Raw genomic sequence first — 24279 nt, 5'->3', positions numbered from 1 at the left:
GGCATTGACTGTGCGGCTAACGGTGATCATCGTTGCGCTCCTCAGAATCGGTGAAGGACGCGCTGGTGGGGTTGGCGCGGTCCAGAACTGCCAGGAAGGCTCGGTTGTCTGCAGGCGTGCCGATCGAGACGCGCAGCCATCCTGCCGGTCCGACATTGCGGATGGCGATCTTGGCGGCCGCCAGATCTTCGAAAAGGCTCTCGGAGCACGTCATGCCGGTGAACAGAAGGAAGTTCGCGTCGCTGTCGGCCGTCCTGAACCCTCGGCTTTCCAATTCTGCTCGTAGCCAGTCACGTTCGTCGAGGATGGCCGGAATCCGCTCGAGTAGTCGTGGGGCGTGGGCGAGAGCGACTTTCGCTGTCGCCGCGGCGAGGCTGCTGACCGGATACGGCAACGACATCATGCGTAGGTCGCGTATGCGAGCCTCCGCCGCGACGATGTACCCGATTCGCACGCCCGCGAGGGCAAAGGCTTTGGACAGTGTCCGGGCGACGACCAGGTTTTGATGTTCGTGGATGCGTGGCACGACCGACCGTGTGCGGGCGAACTCGTGATATGCCTCATCGATCACAACGATCGAGTCCCGGGCCGCATCGACGAGCTGCTCGATGGTGTCCGGCGGCAGCGGCATTCCGGTGGGATTGTTCGGATTCGAGACCATGATGATGTCGGGACGCACCCGTGCGATGACGGAGCGGGCGTGCTCGGCAGTCAACGTGAAGTCGTCTGCTCGCATCCCGTCGTGCCATTCACTTCCCGTGATGGCTGCCAGCTGCCGGTGCATGCCGAAGTCAGGGGTGAAACCCAAGATCCGGCGCCCGGGGCCACCGTAGGCGAGGAGCAGCTGAAGCAACACCTCGTTGGAGCCGTTGCCGGCCCAGACCTCAGCGGGCTGTATGTCGTGGCCAACGTAGCGGGCCAACGACTCCCGTAGACCGGTAACGGTCGTGTCGGGGTATCTGTGCGCGTTTTCGAGGGCTTGTTTCAGCTCGGCGAGCATGTTGGACAACACGTCGGCGGGCGGCGGGTACGGGCTCTCATTGTTGTTGAGACGGTGCACAACTCCGCTGAGTGCAGACGCTGCCGTGTAGGTTGCCAAACCCGCCAAGTCGTCCCGAATGGAAATCTGTCGTCGCGATGTCCCGATGGTTGTCACCCGGCGCCGCCGCCGTTGATGCGCTCGATGAGTCGTTCCATCCCGGTCAGCCAATTGCGGTCCAGCTCGCGGCAGGCTTCCTCGATGTCACCTGCCGCTATCGCGTCCGCGATACGTGTGTGCTGTCCGGCTGACTCCCCGAGGGCGGAGGGGTCACTGAGGTACGCGTGCTCATAGCGGTGCACCACCAATTTCTGGTCGCAGATAAGGCGTTTCAGGCGCCCGTTCGGGCAGGCGCTCATCAGCAGGTCGTGCCACTCGTCATCGGCGGCCTGCGCCACGACAGCGTTCGACGATTGCTGAATATCGCGAGCGTGGTCACCTAGCCGCGGTGCGATCGCGGCGAGCTGGGCGGCATCGGACGTCCGCAACGCGAACTGCTCCAACGCGGAGATGATGGGGTAGGTCTCCCGGACCTCCGTGTCAGTCAACGGCGACAGCCAGAATCCGCGGCTTGGGCGCGCTTCGATCAGGCCATCGTTGGCGAGGGCAGACAGTGCCTCGCGTAACGGTGTGCGACTTACGCCGAGCTCTGCCGCCAGATGAACTTCATTGATCCGCGTGCCGACGGGGTAATCGCCGCGAAGCAACTTGTCCAGAACCGCAGACTGAACGGCGTCGCGGAGCAAATGTCTCTCTACGACCATTGCAATCCCTCCTCGGGTGTGTACTGTACCGCAACAGTAGACTGAATACAGTAGGCAATGGAGGATTTGGTGGTCGAGATAACCCCGATAGCACGGTCGGCATCCGTCATCCGCGAGCTGGCGCTGACTGCTTCGCCGGACGACTACTGGCCTGGTTGCCGTCGATGGCACACGACAATGCCCGGCTATGTGCCGACTGAGCTGGTTCATGTCCCCACGCTTGCGGAATCGATGGGCGTCAAGAACGTCTGGGTGAAGAACGAGCAGGAGCGCTTCGGCCTGCCGTCGTTCAAGATCCTCGGGGCCTCGTGGGCGGTGAACCTGACACTCAGTGCGCTGTGTGGGAAGCCCCCGGCAGGCAGCTTCGCCCATCTCCGGCGACGGGTGAGCGGACGCGAATTCACGTTGACATGTGCCACCGATGGCAACCATGGCCGTGCTGTCGCGCGGATAGCGCGCGATCTTGGTCTCGGCGCTGTCGTCTATGTGCCCAGCACCATTTCCAGACCAAGGATCGACGCCATTCGCTCTGAAGGCGCCGACGTGGTCGTGGCGTACGCCTCATACGACGACACTGTGCAGTTCGTCGCCGACCAGGCCCAGAGAAACCCCCACTACGTGCTGATCTCGGACACGTCATGGCCGGGTTATGAGGATGTCCCCGCGGCGGTGATCGCGGGCTACGCGACCATCATGGCCGAAATCCAACAGCAGCTCGATGCCGGCGGCGTCCAGCCTGCCGAGTCACTCGCAGTCTTTGCACCGGCCGGCGTGGGGGCTCTCGCCGCGGCGGTCGCCCGCCATTTCCGATCCCGGCCCCGGACCTTGTTGGCGACCGTGGAACCGCAAGGGGCCGACTGCATTGCCAAATCGCTACGCGAAGGCAAGCGGGTTGAGGTCCCGGGCCCACATCGTTCGATAATGGCGGGGCTCAACTGCGGTGTTCCGTCGCTGCTGGCATGGGGGGAGCTCTACGGATCGATCGATGCCGCGATAACGGTCGACGACGACGATGCCCGAATCGCCATGCGGGAGTTGGCCGACGTAGGAGTCGAGTCAGGTGAGAGCGGGGCGGCATCGCTTGCCGGCGCGACGGCGTACTTCCGGCATCACCGGGACGGCGCCACCGAAGCCGGCGAGGTGTACGACCATGTCCTGATCTTGAACACCGAGGGGGCGGCGGATCCAGATGCCTACGCCGCCACCATCGCCGGCGACGAGGACACGGTCCAACCCGGCGGCGAGACGATCCATGCCGGGTGAATCGGCAGACGGCCGTTCGGCGGTTCGATCGGTAGCGGAAGCCATTGTCGTCGGCCGTCGCATCCGACTAGGCCATGATCAACCACGCCCGGAACCGGCCGCGATCCTGGTGCGGGGCGGCCTTGTCGAAGAAGTCAGCCCGGGGTGTGATCGTGCTCCGTCGAGTTGGCCGACGGCGCCGACGATCGACCTCGGTGAGCTCGTCGCCGGTCCGTCGTTCATCGACATGCATGTGCACGTCACTGAGCCGGCCCAAGGCGATTCAGACGTCGTGGCCGGCCCCGTCGACAACGGCGAATGCCGTGCGCACGCACGTCACGCACTCGAATCGCTTCTCAGCGTCGGGGTGACCACAGCTCGCGATTGTGGTGGGCCCGCACCGCTCATCTTCGAGATCGCCCGGGATGCGTGGCCGGCGTCAGACCGAGCCCGGCTCTATCCGGCCGGTGCGCCGCTGACACCGCCGGGAGGGCACGCAGCGCGGATGGGCGGCGAAGCATCGGGCGGGTTCGCACTGGAGAAACTCGTGGAGAAATTCGCAGCTGCCGGGGCAACCCAGATCAAGGTCATGGCCTCTGGTGGCGGTACCACGGGATCGAATCCCTGGGATGCCGCGTTCACAACAGCCGAGCTCGAGAGAATCATCGCGGCCAGTCGAGCAGCCGACCTTCCGGTGACTGCTCATTGCCTGTGTGCCAACTCAATTCGGCAGGTCCTCTCCGTCGGCATTCGCGTGATCGAGCACGCGAAATTCCGCTCTCCCGGCGATGGGCGGATCGATGCCGGAATACGTGCCGAGGTGGCACGCGAACTCGTGGACCATGAGGCAGTGGTGGTATCCACACTCAGCGTGGGCCACTACGTGCTGGACCGAGCTCCCGCCGCGGCCGCCATCCGCGAGGTGTGGACCCGTCGGCAACGAAACGACCTGCTCGACACGCGGGACCTCATCGACGCGGGTGTCACCATCGTGGCGGGTACGGACGCCGGTTGGCGATGGACACCCTTCGACGCCCTGCCCACCGAACTACGCCTCCTCACCCAGTCCGGTATGTCCGCGGGCGAAGCGCTGCGCGCCGGGACCGAGACCGCAGCGGCGGCGGCACGGCTGCCGGGGGTAAGCGGGAGACTGGCCGTCGGGAGCTTCGCCGACTTGGTTGCCTATCCGGCCGATCCGCACCGGGACATCACTGTGCTCGAATCAGCCGCACTCGTCGTACGCGGCGTCGCGGCGAAAGGTGCCAGCCCCGAGTTGCGCTGAAATCGCGGGCGTTTACTGTCGCTGCATGGCTATCGGTGGAGTGCTGTTCGACATCGATGGTGTGCTGGTCACCTCCTGGCAGCCCATCGACGGCGCGGCGCAGACACTGCGGGTCCTGGCCGAGAATCAGATCGCCCGGTCCTACCTGACCAACACCACTACCCGCACCCGCGCGCAGATCGCCGACCTGCTGACCGCGGCCGGCATGGACGTCGCCGCCGACGAAGTCATCACCGCGGCAGCGCTGACCGCCGAGTACGTGCGCGACCGCTATCCCGGCGCCCGATGTTTCCTGGTCAACAGCGGGCAGATCGGTGAGGACATGCCCGGCGTCGACGTCGTCTACTCGAGTGACTTCACCGGACCGGCCGCACCTGACACCCCCGACGTGGTGCTGCTCGGCGGGGCCGGGCCGGAGTACAACCACCTCACGCTGAGTTGGGTCTACGACTGGATGGCGCAGGGAGTGCCGGTCGTGGCGATGCATCGCAGCACCGCGTGGACCACCACCGACGGACTGCGGGTGGACACCGGCATGTACCTGGCCGGCATGGAGGAGACCTCGGGCCGCAAGGCCACCGCCGTCGGCAAGCCGGCCCCGGAAGGGTTCCTGGCCGCCGCGAACCGCCTCGGCGTCGACCCCGAAGAGATGTACATGATCGGCGACGACCTCAACAACGACGTGCTGGCCGCGCAGGTGGTGGGGATGGCAGGCGTGCTGGTGCGTACCGGCAAGTTCCGTCAGGCCACGCTGGACCGTTGGGCCGCAGACGAATTCGCGATGCAACCCAACTACGTCATCGATTCGGTCGCTGACCTTCCTGAACTGTTGGAGCTGTAGCCGTCCCGGTAGTCCTGGCAGTCGTCCTGGCAGCCGTCCCCGGCGTCGGCGCCGCGTCGTTTTCTACACCTGGGTAGTACTTTTCGGCGCGCGCGACGCTCACGTAGAAATCGGCGAGCGCGTTGTCGGGGGCAGGAGCGCCCCGCTACACCGTGTAGCGCCTGTCGTACCCGGCCTGGCGTTCGGCGATCTGCTGGGCGCGGTCGTAGTTCAACTGCTCGGGGTTGTAGTTGGGATCATTCGGGTCGTTCACGATGCCCGCGACCTCAGAAGCCTTCACCACACGCGTCGTCACCGTCGGGTTGTTGGTGGAATCCGGGTCCACCCCCTGGAACCGCATCGAGATGGTGCCCTGGTTCAGCCCGCCGGTGGACACCCAGTTCGCCACGCCAGGATCGTTCTTGGACACCACGATCGTGTACGTGCCGTCCGCGTTCTTGATGGCCTGACTGTTGTTGAGACTGGTCTGCTGGTTGCGGGTGTCGTTGGTGATGGTCCAGTCGTTGGTCACCGGCACCACGAAGTACTCCGCATCACCGGGATCCACGGTGATGATCATCGCCTCGTCGTCTTTGAGCTGGAAGTAACCCGCGCTCTGCAACTGCGTGGAGAGGAACTGGGCGTTGTGCTGTGGCTGGGACAGCGTGTTGGGCTGGCCGGTCGCGGTCGCAACCGACATGTAGGTGTTCTCGCCGCTGATACCGGTGACCAGCATCAGGATTGCGGTCTCGGCGGACGACAACAGCAGCGGCACCCTGTCGAACGCCGGGACGATCGACACCAGGCTCATCAGAAGCGGGTTCTTCACCACCGTCTCGCCGATGACCGGGATGGCGAACCCGCCGATCTGGCTGAACAAGCTGCTGGGCGGCCCGGCGGTCTTCTCGATGGTCAGTGTCATGGGCGTCTCGGTATTCCAGTCCCCCAAGGTGTTTCGGGTGGCGAGGATGGTTGAGTTGGCCGGCGCCTGGAGGTAGTTCATCCCCTTCTCGGGGTTGGCCGGCGCCGCGTCCGGGCTCACCACGATGGTGAACGTCCCGTCGTCCCTGACGCTGAGTTCCTCACCGTTGAGATTCGCCGCGGTGACGCCGTTGATGCCGGTCAGCACACTGAAATTGGTGTTGGCGGAAGTGGGGTGGGTGCTCGGGTCGGCCGGGTCGTATCCCTGGACCTTCCCCTCGATCTTGTAGGTCGAGGCTCCGTTGATACCCGTGAATCGATAGACGGTGTCGGGGTTGTCGTACCAGATCCGGGTGCCGCCGGCGTTCTGCCCGTTCCAACTGTGCGGCGGGTTGACCTGCAGCAGCAGCTTCGGATCGTTCGAATTCAGCAGCAGGAACTCGGTCGCCGACTGATTGGCGTACTCGGTCGCGGCCTCGTTGAGCTGTGCCAGGTTCGTGAAGTCGGGGCCGCCGACGGTCGCGAAGTTCTTGGCCGCCTCGACGTACCACGCCGCCATCAGGACCACCTTGGCCAGCTGAACGAATGGCGTGTTGACGATCTGGCTGACCTGTCGCTCGGCCTCGAGCTGGTCCTCGGTGGCCAGCGTGCTCGTCGCCGCGTCGGTGACCTGCGACGTGGTGACGGTGCTCTCGACCTGTTGCCCTTCCCGCGACCGGCCGAGGAGATCGAACGACGGGCCCTGCAGGCCGTCGCGGCGCGACCAGCCCAGCAGCGCCGCAAGGCTGAGGTCCTGGACCGGGCTCACCGGAGATTCCGGGATGCGTGGTTTGAGTTTGAGCCCCTGGGTCACGTCAGCCACCAACTCGGGTACGGCCTGGGCGGGCGGCGCCTGGATGCGGGGTGCCAACACCGGAATCACCTTGTTCACAACATCATTCGTCACAGTCTTGGTGACGACGGTCAGCGATTCCAGGGGTGTGGTGGCCTCGTCCTCGATCGAGCCCGGTGGCCTGGTGTCGAGCGTGGCCGGTCGCTTGCGGGGCGCATCGGCCGGCGTGCCGACGGCCCGGGAGACCTTCTGCCGGACATTGCCGATGGCGGTCTCGACGGCTTCGGCGGCCGTGGCGGATTTGGCATCGGTCTTGCGGTCAGTTGACGTTGTCGACGTTCGGCGCTCACCGGCCTTCGAGCTACCAAGGGCCGACTCCACTTTGGCGGACACCTCGCCGAGTCGTTTGGCCAGCTTGTCCGGGCCCGAGAGCGACGGCTTGCGGGGACCTCGCTTCGGGGTCGAGCTATCTGATTTCGGATTGTTGGTCGCCCCTGATGACGTTCCGGACGAGTCCGGGCTACCGGTCCCGGCGGACGCGATCGCGCTGCCGTTGGCAACCGCCACACCGATGCCCAACGCGACGGCGAGAGCACCCACCCGCCCGATGAATCGCGCGCCTCCAGCGGTTGCGGATGTCGTCGTCATCTCGTCTCCCCCAACTGTTCTGGCTGCAACAGAACGCAATTGGCCGACTGTAACAAGTTCCAGTTCGGTCTCGGGTGAGTTTGGGGGGACTCTGATTTTTTGTCGTGCGGGCGGCTGTCAGGCCTTCAGATCCCGCACGGCTTCGATACGGGCCTTCAACTGATCGGTCGTCGCCGCGGCCACCGGCGGCCCGCCGCAGATGCGCCGAAGCTCGTTGTGGATCCAGCCGTGCGGCTTGCCGGTGCGGTGATGGGCGATGGTCACCAAAGTGTTGAGTTCACGACGCAATTCCCGGATCTGCCCGTGTGTGGTGCGCGGTGGTGGGGGAGCACCCGATGCCGCCGCTTCGGCCGTGCGTTTGGTGAGTTGCTCATCCTGCCTGCGCCGCAACAGGTCTCGCATCTGCGAGGCGTCGAGCAGACCGGGGATACCGAGGTAGTCGGCTTCCTCGTCGCTGCCGGCCGGGGTGGCGGTGCCGAACGAGGCGCCGTCGAAGATGACCTGGTCCAACTCGGCGTCCGCGCCCAGGGACTCGAAGCCGTTCTCCAGCTCGCCCTTCTCGTCCTTGCGTTTCTCGGCGGCTTCGAGCGCCTCGTCGTCCAGCCCGTCGGATTCCCGATGCGGCTTGCCCAGCACGTGGTTGCGCTGGGCTTCCATCTCGCTGGCCAGCAGGAGCAGATTCGGTACCGACGGCAAGAAGATGCTGGCCGTCTCGCCGGCCCGGCGGGACCGCACGAACCGGCCGATGGCCTGAGCGAAGAACAGCGGTGTCGATGCACTCGTCGCGTACACCCCGACGGACAGGCGCGGCACGTCGACACCCTCGGACACCATGCGGACCGCGACCAGCCAACGGCTGGTGCTTGCCGAGTACTGACTGATCCGGTCGGACGCGCTCGGGTCGTCGGAGAGCACCACGGTGGGCACTTCGCCGGTGATCTTCGTCAGCAGATCGGCATAGGCGCGGGCGGTGGTCTGGTTGGTGGCGATGATCATGCCGCCGGCGTCGGGCACATGCTGACGCTTCTGCTGCAACCGCTTGTCGGCGGCCGCGATGACCGCCGGCATCCACTCGCCCGTCGGGTTCAGCGCGGTGCGCCAGGCCCGCGCGGTGTGCTCGGCGGTCAGCGGCTCGCCGAGGCGTGCCGCGTGCTCCTCGCCGGCGCTGTCACGCCAGCGGGCCTCACCCGAATAGGCCAGGAACACGACGGGCCGGACCACGCCGTCGGCCAGCGCGTCGGAATAGCCGTACACATGGTCGGCCTGCGAGCGCTGGAACCCGGCTTCGTCGGGCTCGTAGTTGACGAACGGGATCGGGCTGTCATCGCTGCGGAACGGCGTACCGGTGAGTGACAGCCGCCGCGTCGCGTCATCGAAGGCTTCGCGCATCGCGTCGCCCCAGCTCTTCGAATCACCGCCGTGGTGGATCTCATCGAAGATGACGAGCGTCTTGTGGTTCTCGGTGCGCACCCGGTGCCGGGTGGGGTGGCTGGCCACCTGGGCGTAGGTGACGACGACGCCGTGGTACTCGGCCGAGGTCCGGGAGTCGGAGTTGCTGAACTTCGGATCCAGCGCGATGCCGTTACGCGCCGCCGACTCCGCCCACTGGATCTTGAGATGCTCGGTGGGCACCACCACAGTGATGGCGTCGACCGTGCGGTCGTTGAGCAGCTCCGCCGCGATCCGCAGCGCAAACGTCGTCTTACCTGCGCCAGGCGTGGCGACCGCCAGGTAATCCCGCGGCTTGGCAGTCAAATACCGCACCAGCGCCTTGCGCTGCCAGCCCCGAAGTGCCTGGGTGCTGGGCGCTGCATCAGCCCGCACCCTAGGACTCCTCTCAGTCGGAAAGCATTCTAGGCCAGTGTGTTACGTCAGCGCATATCCGCAGGAGCGCGCCGGGCGTGTCGTTCAGATGAAGTAGTTGTCGTTCTTGATGAACCACTCGGCGCGTTCCTCGTCGTTGAGGTCGGCCAACTGGGCGAACCCTTCGAAATAGGCCTCCCGCGGCGCGCCTGGAGCAAACAACATCAACAGGGATGTCGGCGCGTCGGCCTCATTCCGGAAACCGTGGATTCCGCCCGGTGGAACATACAGGAAGTCGCCCTGGTTGCCGTCCACCCAGTCGTTTCCGTCGTAGAGCTTGACGGTGCCCGACAGGACGAAGAAGGCCTCTGACATGGCCCGGTGAAAATGAGGGCCGGGCCCGCCGCCCTGCGGGCTGATGTCGATGCGATACAGGCCGTAATCGCCGTTGGTCTGCTGCTGGTTGGCCAGGTAGTGGTACTTGACGAGGCCGAGGGAATCGTAGTCGGGCGGTTCGTCGCCCCGTCTCAGCCGGGCGCTGACTTCGGGCTCGTCTCTGGTGTAGCGGGCCGGGGGATATGGGGGCACATTCTTGGGATCCCAGAACGACACGAGCGCCAGCCTAGCCGCGGCGAGCTTGTTCGCGCCGAGATCGACGCCAGGGTCGTCCGCGTCGCGTCGGAGCGGCCGTGGTGTCGAAATCGGCGGCGAGAATTCAGGCGCGCGCGTCCTGCAGCTGTGGGTACGTCACGCCGCTGAGTTCCTCCGACACCGCCCACAGTCGACGCTGCAGCTCCACGTCATGGGACTGGTCACTGGACGGCACGACCTTCGGGTAGCCGCGGGTGGTGAGGTGCGGCCCGAAGTACTGGCCGCCGAGGGCGCCCGGATCGGTGACTGCCCGCAACGTCGGCAGTGCGCCGGCCGCGGCGTCCTGGAACAGCGGACGCAGCAGCGGGATCGCGCTTTGCAGGATGCCGGGCAGGTGACGCATCAACTCGGTGTCCGAGCCGCCCGGGTGCGCGGCGAGCGCGGTGGTGTGTCGGCCGGTGAGGCGGCGCTGCAGTTCGTAGGTGAACAGCAGGTTGGCCAACTTGGACTGACCGTAGGCGCCCACGCGGCTGTAGCTGTGTTCCCATTGCAGGTCGTCGAAATGGATTGCGGCCTGGATGCGATGCCCGATGCTGCTCACCGTGACCACCCTGGATCCGGTAACCGGCAGTAGGCGGTCGAGCAGCAGGCCGGTCAGTGCGAAGTGGCCGAGGTGGTTGGTGCCGAACTGCAGCTCGAACCCGTCCGCTGTGGTCTCTTTCGGCGGGTACATGACGCCGGCGTTGTTGATCAGCAGGTCGATGGTGTCGTGCTTTGCCTTGATCTCGGCGGCGGCCTCACGCACTGACGCCAGTGACCCGAGGTCGAGGCGTTGCAGTTCGAGATCGGCTTGCGGCACCGACCGCGAGATCCACTCGACGGCGGCCTCGCCCTTGTCCAGGTTGCGGACGGCGAGGACGACGTGGGCGCCCTTGGCGGCGAGGGCCTTGGCGGTCTCGAGTCCGAGGCCGGTATTGGCGCCGGTGACGACGGCCGTGCGGCGGCTTTGGTCCGGAATGTCGGCGGTGGTCCACTTGGTCATGAGAGACTCCTAGGAGGGCTAAACGGAGTGAACGCTCCGGTTGTGTACGAATATACGGAACGTGCGCCCCGTTTTGTCAATGGTTTGCCGCTGACCGATTTGTGAGGTGTGGACGAATGCGTGCGGATGCGGCCCGGAACCGGGCCCGGGTGCTTGAGGTCGCCTACGAAACATTCGCGGCCGACGGACTGTCCGTGCCCATCGATGAGATCGCGCGTCGGGCGGGCGTCGGCGCGGGAACCGTCTACCGGCACTTCCCGACCAAGGAGGCGTTGTTCCAGGCGGTGATCGCCGAGCGGATCCGCGGCGTCGTCGAGGAGGGGCGAACCTTGCTGGCCGAGGACGATCCGGCCGATGCGCTGTTCAGCTTCCTGCGGTCGATGGTGCTGCAGTGGGGTGCCGCCGACCGCGGACTGGTCGATGCCCTCGCCGGTCTGGGCATCGACGTCAAGAACGTGGTACCCGAGGCCGAGGACGAGTACCTCGCGGTCCTCGGCGACCTCCTGGCGGCCGCGCAACGCGCGGGCACGGTACGAGGTGACGTCACCGTCGCCGAAGTGAAGGCGCTCCTGGTCGGCTGCCAGGCCATGCAGGCCTATAACGACGACGTGGCCGAGCGGGTTACCTCAGTGGTGTTCGATGGGCTGCGCGCGGGAGTAGCGTCGGCCAAGTGAAGTTCGGCATCGCCACCTTCGTCGACGACGACACCATCGACACCGTGTCGCTTGCTCGTGCGATCGAGGAGCGGGGGTTCGCGTCGCTCATCATCGCCGAGCACAGCCACATCCCGGCGAGCCGGGAGTCCCCGTACCCGGAGGGCGGCGAGCTGCCGCCGTGGTACTACAACACCCTCGACCCGTTCGTGACGCTGGCCGCCGCGGCGGCGGTGACCACCACGATCGAACTGGTCACCGGAGTCGCCCTGCTCATCCAGCGCGATCCGATCCACACCGCCAAAGAAACCGCGAGCATCGACCTCCTCTCCGGCGGCCGGTTCGTCTTCGGCGTCGGCGCCGGCTGGAACCTCGAGGAGATGCGCGACCACGGCACGGATCCCAAGACCCGTGGGGCCCGCCTCGACGAGAGCATCGAGGCGGTCAAGGCGCTGTGGACCACCGAGCCCGCCGAATATCACGGCAAGTACGTCAACTTCGATTCGTCCTACTGCCGCCCCAAGCCGGTCCGGCAACCGCACCCGCCCATCTACATCGGCGGTAACTCCGACGCCACCGTCAAGCGGGTGATCCGCCACGGCGCGGGCTGGATCTCGACCGCGCAGCCACGCGATGTGCTGGCCAAGCGAATCGGGCAACTGCGTGCGGGCGCGGACTACGACGTGCCGCTGCTGATGTTCGGCGCACCCATCAAGGCCGACTATTGGCGTGCCGCTGAGGATCTCGGCTTCGGCCAGCTAGGGCTGTTCCTGCCGTCCGTCGGCAAGGATGAATCGCTACGACTGCTCGATGAGTTCGCAGAACAGGTGCAGAAGTATCGGGCGTAACTGGTGGTTGGTGGCGTTGATCGCGGTCGCCGTCCTGGTATCCGGTGTGGGCCTGTTGATCGTGGCATCGGTGGTTGTCTTCGCTGTATTCGGCTTCGGTGACGATGATCTCGGTCTCCATGACCTCGACGCCGACGGGGCCGCGAAGGCGATGGAACTGCGTCATGTCGGAATCCCCGACGGCTTCGCCTTCGAGGATATGACTCAGGCCCGAGTGTTCACCGGGGCCGACTTCTATCGAGGCCGGTACTCGGTGGTCGGGAGCTTCGATTCGGCGAAACAAGCTCTTGCCCAAGCAAATCCGGATTTCCCGCCATTGCGCGGTGTCACCTGCGATGACGAGATCGTGGACCGGGACTTCGTCGGCAAGCCGAGATTTCACTGCGATGCCCGAACCCAGCTTGCGGTCAGCACCCGTGCCCTGCACGGTGCTGATGTTCTGACCGACAACTACGCGGGTACGCCTCCCGACTGTGAGACCGTGTTGTTGGCACGCAACGGCGATCGCACTGAGCTGTTCGTGCTGTCCCAAGGGCACTGACGACGCAGGGCCCCAGCCAGCCCACAGCTAATCGACGGCCGATCATCAAGAAGCGCTCCTACCGTCGGCAGAGTGATCACCAGGCGTACGTTCCTGGCGGCGTCCGCGGTCGGTTCGATCGCCGCCGGCTACGCATTGCGTGTCGGGGTGCCCGCAGCTCAGGCCGACCCGAACGCGATCGACCCGCCGTCGGTCGCGGTGACCAACAAGCGACGAGCGCCCACACAGTGGGGGATGGCCCTGCCCGGAATAACCACGTCGTTCGCCGCGGCCGGCCGTCAGATCGCCTTGACTTTCGACGCCTGTGACGGTGCCTGCGACGACGCGTTGCTCGACACCCTGCAACGCAACGGTGTGCCTGCGGTGCTCATGCTCAACTCGAGATGGATCGACAGGAATCCGGACCGGGCGCGGCAGTTGGCCGGCAATCCGTTGTTCGAGATCGGGAACCATGGCACCCGGCATGTGCCGCTGTCGGTGACGGGTCGTTCTGCCTATGGCATCGCCGGGACCCGCTCGGCCGACGAAGTGGTGAGCGAGGTGTGGGGCAACGATCAAAAGCTCACCGCGTTGACCGGCCGGGCCCCGACCTGGTTCCGTCCCGGCACCGCACATTACGACGACGTGGCCGTCGAGATCGTGCACGAACTCGGCGAGCAACCATTGGGGTTCACCGTCAACGCGGACAACGGTGCGACGGCGTCCGCCGCGGCCGTGCGGTCCAACGTCATGAATGCGGCCCCGGGGTCGATCGTCATCGCCCACATGAACCATCCGCAATCGGGTACCCACGCCGGCTTCGCCGATGCGATCCCCGCCATGCAGGCGGCGGGCTGGCAGTTCGTGTCGCCGAATGGGCGGGCTGCGGGGTAGTCAGCATTACCCGTCGAGTGGCCAGTTATGTCACGGATTTTCACGTTCCGCGTGCCACAACTGGCCATTCACAGGGCCAACGCCGCCAATCGTTCCCAGCCGTTGACTAATCTCGGCGCATGGGGATCGAGGGGGCGGATTCATCTGGTGACGGGCGCAAGACCTATCCGCATTTCAGCGTTCCCATCGGTCTGACCTTCGGGTTCACCACTGCTGGGGCGCTGTGTCTCGCATATGCCTGGATCAACCGGATCCCGGAGGCACCGTTCGAAACAGACCACTCCGCGATCACCGCAATGTTGTGGCACACCACGATCGCCGTCGGCGTCGCTGTGGGTTTCGTCCTCGCGACGTTCGTGCCGCGATCAGGGCGCACACGTTCGACGAGTCGCGGTGCCCTGTGGCGGATGTGGGTGGCACCGGGTCTGCTGATCGTTGCACTGGGTGGCCTGCTCTACCTCTACCGGGGCACGCCGAAGAAGATCTTCGACGACGCCTCATGGCAGCAGGCTGGACTGGATCTTGTGCAGGTGACCACGGTGGCGCGGGTTGCCTGGTGGTGCGCCTGCCTGGCGGTATTCAGCTTGGCGTTCGTCTGGCTGGCTGGGCATGTACTTGCCGAGGATCGGCCGCGACCTGAGATGACCCTCGCATCCAATCCGAGGCTCGTCCTCCCGGTCGCGATCGTCACTGTCCTCGCCGTCCTCGTGGGACTTGCGGTGCACACGGTCAGGGCGGCACCCGACAGCACGACCGCAGCTCGCATCGATTCCGCTCTGCCGGATCGGATCTCGGGGGAGGTGGCCTACCGGATTGATCTGCCGCACACCCGAAATGTCACGGTGTTCCCCGGCGGCGCCGGTTTCCTCCGGATTCACAGCGGCAGCTTCGATACCCAGATCGAGGGCTACGACGGAGCCACCGGTCAACGACGGTGGGTGTTCAAACTGCCGGGAAACGGTTATCTCCAAGCCCTCGCTGTCACCGGGTTCGGGCCCGACAGCGTGGCAGTGCTGCAGGCGTCATACCGCACCGCGGGCGCACTGATCGGACTCGATGCCACGACGGGTGAATTGCTGTGGGTCTCGCACGGCGACACGGAGCGCAAGTTCCAGGTCGGACCGATAGACACGCCGCAGCTGTCCGAGCAGGTCGTGTTGATGGGACAGGCGGTCGCAGAAGGCATCTCAAGCTGGAGAAATCCCGCGGAAGTCGACTGGACGGCGTTGTCACCGCGGACCGGGGAAACCCTGTGGTCCACGACTGTTCGGCAAGGTTGCCGGGCCCAGCCCCGGGTGGCCCGCGACGTCGTCGTCATGGTGCGGTGCGACGCCGGACCCTACGACGACGAGGTCGCCTACCTGCTCGATCCGCAGACCGGCCAGCGGCGAGGCTCGATCACCGCGTCGCAGTTGGGCATTGATCGTCGCGCGAGTGGCTTGGACGGCGAGGTCTGGGTGTACACCGACCCGGACAGCACGTTCGCCACCCTGTACTTCCACAGCGCCGACCCGCATCGTGACGGCGTAGGCCGGGCGGTCGATCTGGCGTCCGGCCGCCCCTTCTATTCGATTCCCAAGAGCATGTCGGCGGCGCTCATACCTCCGGACTGGTTGAGATCAGCGGACCCTCGCGCGTCGCCTGAAATCCTCGTCGATCTTCCGAGCGGAAGAACGCTGCCCACCGACCGGATCGGGACCCGGAGGCTGCTCGGCATCGGCGGACAGTGGGCACGGGTCGGACCCGAGTTGGCGACACTGCTGCCGTCCACGGCTGCACCCGACGACAGCCATGCGCCGCTGACCCTGATCGATGACACCGGTGCGGTGCGCACGCTCACCAATCCGTGCGAGGACCCCGATCTGCCCGACACGGCACCTTCCGTGACGACCATCCCCGGCGCCCTCCTCGTGGACTGCGGTTGGCAACTGGTCGGGCTGCGATGACCGGTGAACATTTGCGGTGGGCCCACTCCCGGACGGGTTAGGTTTGACAGGTGACCGCGGGGGAGCTCGACGAAACTGTCATCGACAGCACGCAAAAAGAGTCATATCGGCAACCCGCTGTGCTGCTCGGGCTGATGCTGGGTCTGCTCATCGCCGCTGTCGTGTGCCTTGTGTTGGGTTGGCTGCACCGCACACCGGAACTGCCGTTGGGGGAAGACTTTTCGTCGCTGACGACGGTGTTGTGGCGGACCACATTCGTCGTCGTGGGCGTCGTGCTGCTGGTCGCCCTATATCTCGTGGTGGGGCGGGCATACCGGCAGGCGGCAGGGTGGCGGGCCAAGTTCGTGGCCTATTCCAGCCCGGCGCTCGGCGTGCTCGTCGTGGCGGCATTGATGGCACAGGGCCGGGGAACCATCGCCAACGCCTTCCGCGACGCCGCAGAGGATCAACTCGCGCTGGATCCGTTCGCCGTCACCACTGTCGCGCGCGCCGCCTGGTGGTTCGCGTGCCTGGCCCTGGCGGCGCTGGCTCTGCTGTGCGTTCTCGCCTGCCGCGGTCACCCGCCGCACCCGGCACCGCGCCCGCTCACGGTGAGCCGATGGGTGGCCGCGGCAGCGGCCGTCATCGTCGCCGCGATCGGCGTTGTGCCAGTGCTGGTGCAGGCCAAAGCTTCACCGTTCCACAACGAGACCGCCGAGCGCGTCGATCCGCCCACACTGAAGACACTGACCGGCAAGGTTGCCTACCGGGCCGAGGTGTCGTCTCTGGCCACCTACTCCAGGCCCGGCGGCGCGGGTTGGGTACACGTCGAGAACGGCCCCGAGTACCGACAGGAAACCGTCGTGGGCTTCGACGGCGCAACAGGGGAGCGACGCTGGACGTTCAGCGTGCCCCGATTCAACGTCAGCGAACTGCGGACGACTGGAATCGGGCCCGACAGCGTGGTTCTGGTGAAGGCCTACATTCCCACCGATGCGATGATCGCACTCGACGCCACCACTGGAGCGCTGTTGTGGACGCGGGTGGATCATGATGTGTTCGACGAGGACTATCCCCTGTCGTCCAGCGTGCTATTGACCAGCAGCCCAGACCCGGCCGGTGGCATGAAGTGGACCGCCCTGGCGGCACGAACCGGAAATGAGTTGTGGGCCAAGACATTCGCTCGTGACTGCAAGACGTCGATTCGTGCCACCGAGAATTTCATCCTGATGCGCACCTGCGATGACGGTCCCGACGTGGTGACACAGGTGCTCGATCCGCAGACCGGGCAGCAGCGTGGCGTGATCACCGCCTCGTCGCTCGGTATTCAGCCCAGCGAGATCCAGACGAACTCCAGCCTGAGGATCGATGCCACGTCAGGCGACCGTGTGCTGGTGTCCGGTGCGGGCTCGCCGCTGGTCATCGATGTCGCAGCGGGCCGGGTGATCGTCCGGGTGCCCGACCATCGGGACGCCATATTCATCGATGCGGAATCGCTCATGCTGACCCCTGTGAGCAAGAGTCATGAAGAGCTGCAACCGGTTTCAATTCACGACCTGCGTGATGGCGTCACCATCGACACGGGCCTGCTGTTGGCGTGGCAAGGCCGCGAGGAGGCTTGGGGAGCGATGGCGCGGGTCGGGGACCAGTGGCTGACATTGCTGCCCGACGCCCCACTCGCGCCGCTGCCGCCCGGCACGATGCGTGATCCGGTCCCGATGCGCATCATCGGCAAGCGGGGGCCGGCCGAAACGCTGCCCAACCCGTGCGACGGCCGCATGCAAGTCGCCCCGACGGTTTCCCTGGTGCCCGGGTCGGTACTTGTCGAATGTGGCACGTCGGATGCCGTCGCCGCCGTTCGGTAACGCCCTCAGCGCAGTCCGAGTACGTCATAGCCGATGATCGACCCGTTACCGGACTCGTTGGCGCACAACGTCAGTACTGCTCCAGGAACGGGTACGACCCTACTCGTGCGGTCGCCGCACGGATTCGGTTTCAGCGCGGCTTGCCCACCGGCCACCGATACGGTGGCCACCTTTTCGTCGAAATCCCCTTGATAGGCCGACGCGGTCACGAACTCCTCGCCGACCCGAGCCCAGCGTTGCGCAGCAGGATCTCTGAACAGCTCCAAGCCCGTGACGTGCACGCTGCGCCGCTCTGCGGGGACGTACAGGGTGACTGTCTGCGCGCTTCCGTCCCTGTCGATTTCGAGGACGGGCCCCGGAATCAGTGCCTCGGACTCTGGTCCGCGTGCGTAGGGTCCAGGCACGATCTGCACATCCTTCGTCTGGGTATCGACGATGAGAAGGATGCCATCCATGATCCTGACTCCCGCTGCCTGAATGACGGCGAGGCCTTTGTCGACGGCGACCAGCTCGGTGGATACGTCACCCGATGGAAAACCGGGCTGTTGACTGAGGTCGATCGTGCTCTCGGCATCCGCGTCATACACGTGCAGTTTGTCGCCGCAGGCGTCGACGAAGATCAGTCTGCCGCCCACGGCGTCGTAGCTGCTGCGACTGCAGTCGTCGTCATCGGGACGGTCCTTGACCCACAACGGTTTTCCGGTCCTCGGATCCAGTGCGCCGATCTGGCCGGGACTCAGCGCCGCCAGGATGTCACCGTCGGCATTGGCCCGGCCCTGCAAGCGCCAGTCGCTGTCGTTGATCCACAGCTGCTCGCCCGTCGTGGCATCGAGGCCGACCAGGAAGGCGACGTGATTCCGGCCCTCGTTGGTGTAGCTGTCGAGGGCGGGGTCATTCGGCGGGCGAGTGCACTGCACGATCACCACCGCGTCATCGGCGATCCCGGTCGACCACAACGACACGTCACCGCACCGCTTGGGAAGGTCCGCGGTCGGGAAGCGCCAGCGTTGAGCGCCGGTTGTCCCGTCGAAACCGATGACGGCGCCATCAGCGGTGCTGACGAATCCGGGCCCGGCCGGAAGGACCCTCTGCGCGTCGACCTTCACCGTGTAGGCCACATTCGTTCCGACGGACGTGGGCAGGGCGGGTATTGCCACCCGATCGGTCGTGGTCGCCGAGGATGTGCCGACCCCGCTGACCGACGTCACCGCGATGCCGGCCACGGCGGCCAAGGCGACGCCGGTGGCGGCCAGTCCGCCGGACGCGGCCGGGCCGGGCCTGCGCGCAGAGTCGGGAGATGCGGACGTGGCACCGGCGAGCAGGAACAGGGCCGCACACACAAGGACCACCCAGGAGATCTGCGCGATCAATACGACGGGACGCGCGCCCGGCCCCGAGATCAACAAAGCGAGCTGCGCGGGTTGTAGGGCGATGAAGCCGTAGGCCGCGGCCGCGACGGTTCCCGCGAGCAGTGCCGATGAACGGCCACCGACGGTGACGCCAGAGATGGCTCGCAGGCCGAGCAGGATTGTGGCGGCGCCGACAACGCATGCGGCGACCATCGAGACGAGCAGTAGGTGGCCCGCCGGAGCCAGGTAGGTCGCGGTTTGCCCGGACGGAACTCGTGCCGCATAGGCATAGATGGCGAGGCCCACTGCTCCCAACGCCAGGCCCACACTCAGTGCGATGGCCAACCGGCCCACCCGTGTCACCGTGGATCTGCGCTCGTCGTCGCCGGTACTCGTCTCGTCGCTCACTCGGCTACCCCCTCGGGCCAGACTCTGCCACAGCGTCGGGCCACATCAGGGCGGGAAATCGCGGCGGTCGGTACGTCATCCTCGGTGGACTGCCACCGTTTTCTACCCAGGGGTCGCCAGACTGCGCCGGGAACGGCCCTGAGGTAGAAATCGGCGACGGGGAGCCCATACGACGCGTAGCTGATGTGGGTGGCGACGGGGCGGTCCGCAGGGGTTTCGCCACGGGCGTAGGCGGGAAGCCGGAGCAAGCACCCGACAACCTTGCACTCACCCTGGTCGAGTGCTAAGAATGCAGTTGGCACTCTCGATCAGTGAGTGCTAGGTCGGGACAGTGAGACCGGGGCCGCACCTGCGGGAGCACACCCAGTCGTCCGTCGCGGGCACTGAACCCGACCAATGAACGTGCGATCCCCTATCCGGAGGAATCACTTCGCAATGGCTAAGACAATTGCGTATGACGAAGAGGCCCGTCGCGGCCTCGAGCGGGGTCTGAACGCCCTCGCCGACGCGGTAAAGGTGACGCTGGGCCCCAAGGGTCGCAACGTCGTCCTGGAGAAGAAGTGGGGCGCCCCCACGATCACCAACGATGGTGTGTCCATCGCCAAGGAGATCGAGCTGGAGGACCCGTACGAGAAGATCGGCGCTGAGCTGGTCAAAGAGGTCGCCAAGAAGACCGACGACGTCGCTGGCGACGGCACCACCACCGCCACCGTTCTGGCCCAGGCCCTGGTTCGCGAAGGTCTGCGCAACGTCGCTGCCGGCGCCAACCCGCTCGGTCTGAAGCGCGGCATCGAGAAGGCCGTGGAGAAGGTCACCGAGACGCTGCTGAAGAGCGCCAAGGAGGTGGAGACCAAGGAGCAGATCGCTGCCACCGCCGGTATCTCCGCCGGTGACCAGTCCATCGGTGACCTGATCGCCGAGGCCATGGACAAGGTCGGCAACGAGGGTGTCATCACCGTCGAGGAGAGCAACACCTTCGGGCTCCAGCTGGAGCTCACCGAGGGCATGCGCTTCGACAAGGGCTACATCTCGGGCTACTTCGTCACCGACGCCGAGCGTCAGGAAGCCGTCCTGGAGGATCCCTACATCCTGCTGGTCAGCTCCAAGGTGTCGACCGTCAAGGACCTCCTGCCCCTGCTGGAGAAGGTCATCCAGTCCGGCAAGCCGCTGCTGATCATCGCCGAGGACGTCGAGGGCGAGGCCCTGTCGACCCTGGTGGTCAACAAGATCCGTGGCACCTTCAAGTCTGTGGCCGTCAAGGCTCCGGGCTTCGGTGACCGCCGCAAGGCCATGCTGCAGGACATCGCCATCCTCACCGGTGGCCAGGTCATCAGCGAAGAGGTCGGCCTCTCGCTGGAGACCGCCGATGTCGCACTGCTGGGCACCGCGCGCAAGGTCGTCGTCACCAAGGACGAGACCACCATCATCGAGGGTGCCGGCGATGCCGACGCGATCCAGGGCCGTGTCGCCCAGATCCGCGCCGAGATCGAGAACAGCGACTCCGACTACGACCGTGAGAAGCTGCAGGAGCGCCTGGCCAAGCTGGCCGGCGGTGTTGCGGTGATCAAGGCCGGCGCTGCCACCGAGGTGGAGCTCAAGGAGCGCAAGCACCGCATCGAGGACGCCGTGCGTAACGCCAAGGCTGCCGTCGAAGAGGGCATCGTCGCCGGTGGTGGCGTGGCACTGCTGCAGTCGGCTCCGTCTCTGGATGAGCTGTCGCTCACCGGTGATGAGGCCACTGGCGCCAACATCGTGCGCGTCTCGCTGTCGGCCCCGCTGAAGCAGATCGCCTTCAACGGTGGTCTGGAGCCGGGCGTCGTCGCCGAGAAGGTGTCGAACCTGCCCGCGGGTCACGGCCTGAACGCCGCGACCGGTGAGTACGAGGACCTGCTGGCCGCCGGCGTTGCCGACCCGGTCAAGGTCACCCGCTCGGCGCTGCAGAACGCGGCGTCCATCGCGGCGCTGTTCCTCACCACCGAGGCCGTCGTCGCCGACAAGCCGGAGAAGTCGGCCCCCGCGGCCGACCCGACCGGTGGCATGGGCGGTATGGACTTCTAAGTCCTGCTCTTTACGTGAAGGCCCGGCTCGCTTGGCGAGTCGGGCCTTTTCGTGTCCAGTGGCCGGTTATTGCACGCTCGGAGGCCAGCTGCGTGAGATAACTGGCCACTCGGCGCGGCGACGTGTTGTGTCGAGATCAGTTCTCCGAGAGGACGATGCAGTCACTGTCGCACTGACCGGGCGGGCCGGGCTGCGCTGCCTTGCGATGCAGCACCGCGCGGCTGGGCACGATCTGATGCGTCTCGTCCCCGGCGGTACCCGCTTGCCCGCGCCCGTCGACGATCAACGAATACCCACCGGGCTGACGCGGCGGACAGACCAGCGTCGCGTGCTCGTGGGACGCGAGGTTTCTACGGGTGTGCCCTCCGACCGGGCCGACGTGAATCACGCCGTTGACCAGGTGTGGCTCCACCGCGACGGTGTGTGCGTGGTAGTTGTCGTCGACCGTGACGAGGTAGGCGAACGTGTAGTCCGCCAGCTTGTCGGCCAGCTGGTTGAGATCCACTTTCACGCTCATGACGTGAGAATAGTTCTGTTGGCGCCGCGTCGTGGCGGACCTGTCACATGGGTGCGGGTTGTTTGCCTCGGACCAGACGACCGGGGCGCGCCTCGGTCGGCACACCGTTCTCGGCGATGATCTCACCGGACACGACAGTCGCGACGTAGCCGTCTGCGGTCTGGTCGAGGCGACGCCCGCCGCCGGGCAGGTCGTAGGCGACGACCGGCCGGTGCAACCGCAGCGCCGCGTGATCGATGACATTGAGATCAGCCTTGTAGCCCAACGCAATTCGACCGCGATCGGCGAGCCCGGCGACCCTGGCGGGTACCGAGGTCAGTTCCCGGACGGCATCCGCCACGCTCAGCATGCCGTTGCCACGGTCCCGTACCCAGTGCGTCAGTAGGTAGGTGGGGAAACTCGCGTCGCAGATCATCCCGTAATGCGCGCCACCGTCGCCGAGGCCGAGTATGACGTCGTCGCGTCGGATCAACTCGGCGACGGTGTCGAGGGAGTTGTCGCGGAAATTGGCCAGCGTGACCAGCAGCATGGCGTGCCCGTCGTCGTCGAGCAGGCGGTCGTAAGCCTCCTCGAGAGGGTCGACGTCGCGGGCCCGGGCCCGCGCACCGATCGAGTTCGACGGGTCGGGCTCGTAGTCGGGCTGCTCGCCCAACGGATACATGTAGTCCCAGGCCTGCACCGCGAACATCAGCGGATGCCCGTCGCTGGCCGCCGAATCACTCAGAATCCGTTGGCGGACTTCGGGTTTACGCATCTCCGCGACCCGCTCGGCAAGCGGCAGGTGGGCGATCTCGCGATAACTCGGGTAGAGGACGAACGGGTTGCCGGACAGCTCAAGACCGAGGACCAGTCCGATCGGCCGGGGGAAGATCTGGGCGGTCACGACGGGATCAGGTGCAGCAGCGTTCGTATTGGCCTTCTCCACCATGCGCAGCGCGTCCTCGAAGAACGGCGGCCCGGCATTGCCGACCGCCAGCGTGAACGTGACGGGCAGTCCCACGTCGGCCGCGACGTCGAACACCGTCTGCAGTGCCGGTTCGTAGTCGCCTGCGACCAGATCGGGCACGAACTGGATCAGTCCGCCGCCGGCGTCGTCGACGCCCCGGGCGATCGCCTCGATCTCGGCATAGCCGGCGTCGTAACTGGGAATCGGCCTGCCGCTCTCGGTCTTGTGGATCGTCAGCCTCGACGAGGCGAATCCCAGCGCGCCGCAGTTCACGGCCTCGGCGGCAAGCTTGCGCATGAGTGCCAGATCTTCCGTGTTCGCTGGCTCTCGATCTATGCCGCGCTGGCCCATCACGTACACCCGCAACGGGGAGTGCGGCAGGAAGGCCGCCACATCGATATCGAGCTGGCGAGACCCCAACGCGTCGAGGAATTCGGGGAACGTCTCCCACGTCCAGGGCAGACCGTCGACCATGACGACCCCGGGGATGTCCTCCACGCCGGCCATCACATCGACCAGTACGTCGTGATCGTCGGCGCGGCACGGCGCGAACCCGACGCCGCAGTTACCCATCACGGCCGTGGTGACCCCGTGTGCCGAGGACGGGTTGAGCCGGTCCGACCAGATCGCCTGACCGTCGTAGTGGGTGTGCAGGTCGACGAAACCCGGGGTGACCAAGAGACCGGTGGCGTCGATCTCACGTTCGGCAGTCCCGGTCACGGATCCCACTTCGACGATGACGCCGTCGCGCACGGCGACGTCACCCACATACGGGTCGCCACCGAGGCCGTCGACGATGGTGCCGCCGCGGATGCACAGGTCATAGCTCATCTAACTAACTTACGACGACGATGCGCGTATGCCTATGGGGTACGCCAAAGTTCGTTGCATGTCGGTGGGCCATGCCAGGATCGGGACGTGATCGATCACTTCGGCATCAACTGCACCGATTTCACCAAGTCCGCCGAGTTCTACGACACCGTGCTGGGCGTGCTGGGCTACACCCGGCAGCTCGACTTCGGCATGGTCGTCGGCTATGGCATGGACGGCAAGCCGGATTTCTGGATTGCCGACGTCAACGCCGGCGATGCCAAGGGCCCCAACCGGGAAATCCACGTGGCATTCCAGGCCGCAGGCGTGGACGCGGTCGCGGCGTTCTACGACGCCGCGCTGAAACTGGGAGCCGAGTCGCTGCATGCGCCGCGGCTCTGGCCCGAATACCACCCCGGTTACTTCGGCGCGTTCGTCCGCGATCCCGACGGCAACAATGTCGAGGCGGTCTTCCATGGGGCGGCACCCGCAGCGCAGTAGC

20 protein-coding genes are annotated in these 24279 nt (G+C 66.0%); 11 read left to right on the top strand and 9 right to left on the bottom strand.

The window, feature by feature from the left end; translation table 11 throughout:
• Positions 1–16: 16 nt before the first annotated feature.
• Both hisC and ACWEFV_RS24150 read right to left on the bottom strand, forming a co-directional pair.
• Complete coding sequence (gene hisC / locus ACWEFV_RS24155; protein ID WP_450072032.1) at positions 17–1156, bottom strand: histidinol-phosphate transaminase; 1140 nt, start codon at positions 1154–1156, stop codon at positions 17–19.
• Positions 1153–1785 carry a GntR family transcriptional regulator gene (locus tag ACWEFV_RS24150; protein ID WP_450072031.1) on the bottom strand — a complete coding sequence of 211 codons (633 nt, stop codon included), beginning with the start codon at positions 1783–1785 and terminating at the stop codon, positions 1153–1155. The genes hisC and ACWEFV_RS24150 overlap by 4 nt, the downstream gene beginning before the upstream one ends.
• 87 nt (positions 1786–1872) lie before the next feature.
• Between ACWEFV_RS24150 and ACWEFV_RS24145 the strand changes: the two genes are divergently transcribed.
• From ACWEFV_RS24145 to ACWEFV_RS24135, 3 genes are read left to right on the top strand one after another with little or no spacing between them, the layout of a single operon-like run.
• The gene (locus ACWEFV_RS24145; protein WP_450072030.1) at positions 1873–3066 is read left to right on the top strand and encodes a diaminopropionate ammonia-lyase; all 1194 of its coding nucleotides are present in this window, start codon (positions 1873–1875) and stop codon (positions 3064–3066) included.
• Positions 3056–4327, top strand: coding sequence for an amidohydrolase family protein (locus ACWEFV_RS24140; protein ID WP_450072029.1), 1272 nt, complete (start codon positions 3056–3058; stop codon positions 4325–4327). Before ACWEFV_RS24145 ends, ACWEFV_RS24140 begins: the two co-directional genes overlap by 11 nt.
• 25 nt (positions 4328–4352) lie before the next feature.
• Entirely contained in the window at positions 4353–5168 is an 816-nt protein-coding gene (locus tag ACWEFV_RS24135; RefSeq protein WP_135458591.1) for an HAD-IIA family hydrolase, read from the top strand.
• A gap of 145 nt (positions 5169–5313) precedes the next feature.
• On the opposite strand, the gene ACWEFV_RS24130 is transcribed toward ACWEFV_RS24135, so the two are convergent.
• From ACWEFV_RS24130 to ACWEFV_RS24115, 4 genes are all read right to left on the bottom strand, one after another.
• Positions 5314–7548 (bottom strand): DUF1214 domain-containing protein, encoded by a 2235-nt coding sequence (locus tag ACWEFV_RS24130; RefSeq protein WP_450072028.1) that lies wholly within the window; start codon positions 7546–7548, stop codon positions 5314–5316.
• A 117-nt stretch (positions 7549–7665) separates the two neighbouring features.
• Positions 7666–9372: a DEAD/DEAH box helicase gene (locus ACWEFV_RS24125; RefSeq protein ID WP_450072027.1), complete on the bottom strand. Its 1707-nt coding sequence runs from the start codon at positions 9370–9372 to the stop codon at positions 7666–7668.
• 84 nt (positions 9373–9456) lie between these two features.
• Complete coding sequence (locus ACWEFV_RS24120) at positions 9457–9963, bottom strand: cupin domain-containing protein (protein ID WP_450072026.1); 507 nt, start codon at positions 9961–9963, stop codon at positions 9457–9459.
• 103 nt (positions 9964–10066) lie between these two features.
• Positions 10067–10984: an SDR family NAD(P)-dependent oxidoreductase gene (locus ACWEFV_RS24115; RefSeq protein ID WP_450072025.1), complete on the bottom strand. Its 918-nt coding sequence runs from the start codon at positions 10982–10984 to the stop codon at positions 10067–10069.
• A gap of 116 nt (positions 10985–11100) precedes the next feature.
• On the opposite strand from ACWEFV_RS24115, the gene ACWEFV_RS24110 reads away from it, so the two are divergent.
• The 6 genes from ACWEFV_RS24110 to ACWEFV_RS24085 all read left to right on the top strand — a co-directional run bounded on the left by ACWEFV_RS24110 (position 11101) and on the right by ACWEFV_RS24085 (position 17689).
• A complete protein-coding gene (locus tag ACWEFV_RS24110) occupies positions 11101–11658 on the top strand; it encodes a TetR/AcrR family transcriptional regulator (protein ID WP_135458580.1) in 558 nt (185 codons plus the stop codon).
• Entirely contained in the window at positions 11655–12485 is an 831-nt protein-coding gene (locus ACWEFV_RS24105) for an LLM class F420-dependent oxidoreductase (protein WP_135458578.1), read from the top strand. Before ACWEFV_RS24110 ends, ACWEFV_RS24105 begins: the two co-directional genes overlap by 4 nt.
• Before the next feature lie 10 nt (positions 12486–12495).
• A complete protein-coding gene (locus tag ACWEFV_RS24100) occupies positions 12496–13026 on the top strand; it encodes a hypothetical protein (RefSeq protein ID WP_450072024.1) in 531 nt (176 codons plus the stop codon).
• A 72-nt stretch (positions 13027–13098) separates the two neighbouring features.
• Positions 13099–13899 (top strand): polysaccharide deacetylase family protein, encoded by an 801-nt coding sequence (locus ACWEFV_RS24095; RefSeq protein WP_450072023.1) that lies wholly within the window; start codon positions 13099–13101, stop codon positions 13897–13899.
• A gap of 119 nt (positions 13900–14018) precedes the next feature.
• Positions 14019–15845, top strand: a complete 1827-nt coding sequence (locus ACWEFV_RS24090; RefSeq protein WP_450072022.1) for an outer membrane protein assembly factor BamB family protein — start codon at positions 14019–14021, stop codon at positions 15843–15845.
• A 50-nt stretch (positions 15846–15895) separates the two neighbouring features.
• Entirely contained in the window at positions 15896–17689 is a 1794-nt protein-coding gene (locus ACWEFV_RS24085) for an outer membrane protein assembly factor BamB family protein (protein WP_450072021.1), read from the top strand.
• Positions 17690–17694: 5 nt separating this feature from the next.
• On the opposite strand, the gene ACWEFV_RS24080 is transcribed toward ACWEFV_RS24085, so the two are convergent.
• The gene (locus ACWEFV_RS24080; RefSeq protein ID WP_450072020.1) at positions 17695–19446 is read right to left on the bottom strand and encodes an outer membrane protein assembly factor BamB family protein; all 1752 of its coding nucleotides are present in this window, start codon (positions 19444–19446) and stop codon (positions 17695–17697) included.
• Between the two features lie 435 nt (positions 19447–19881).
• On the opposite strand from ACWEFV_RS24080, the gene groL reads away from it, so the two are divergent.
• Positions 19882–21504 (top strand): chaperonin GroEL, encoded by a 1623-nt coding sequence (gene groL, locus ACWEFV_RS24075; RefSeq protein WP_135458564.1) that lies wholly within the window; start codon positions 19882–19884, stop codon positions 21502–21504.
• Positions 21505–21640: 136 nt separating this feature from the next.
• On the opposite strand, the gene ACWEFV_RS24070 is transcribed toward groL, so the two are convergent.
• Together ACWEFV_RS24070 and ACWEFV_RS24065 are read right to left on the bottom strand one after the other, a co-directional pair.
• Entirely contained in the window at positions 21641–22021 is a 381-nt protein-coding gene (locus ACWEFV_RS24070) for a hypothetical protein (protein ID WP_090516059.1), read from the bottom strand.
• Between the two features lie 43 nt (positions 22022–22064).
• A complete protein-coding gene (locus tag ACWEFV_RS24065; RefSeq protein WP_450072019.1) occupies positions 22065–23798 on the bottom strand; it encodes an N-acyl-D-amino-acid deacylase family protein in 1734 nt (577 codons plus the stop codon).
• An 87-nt stretch (positions 23799–23885) separates the two neighbouring features.
• Here ACWEFV_RS24065 and ACWEFV_RS24060 point away from each other — a divergent pair, with 87 nt between their 5' ends.
• Positions 23886–24278, top strand: coding sequence for a VOC family protein (locus tag ACWEFV_RS24060; protein ID WP_450072018.1), 393 nt, complete (start codon positions 23886–23888; stop codon positions 24276–24278).
• Position 24279 lies beyond the last annotated feature (1 nt).

It is taken from the genome of Mycobacterium sp. NPDC004974 (assembly GCF_053600815.1).
This window is presented reverse-complemented; position numbering and strand designations above follow the sequence as displayed.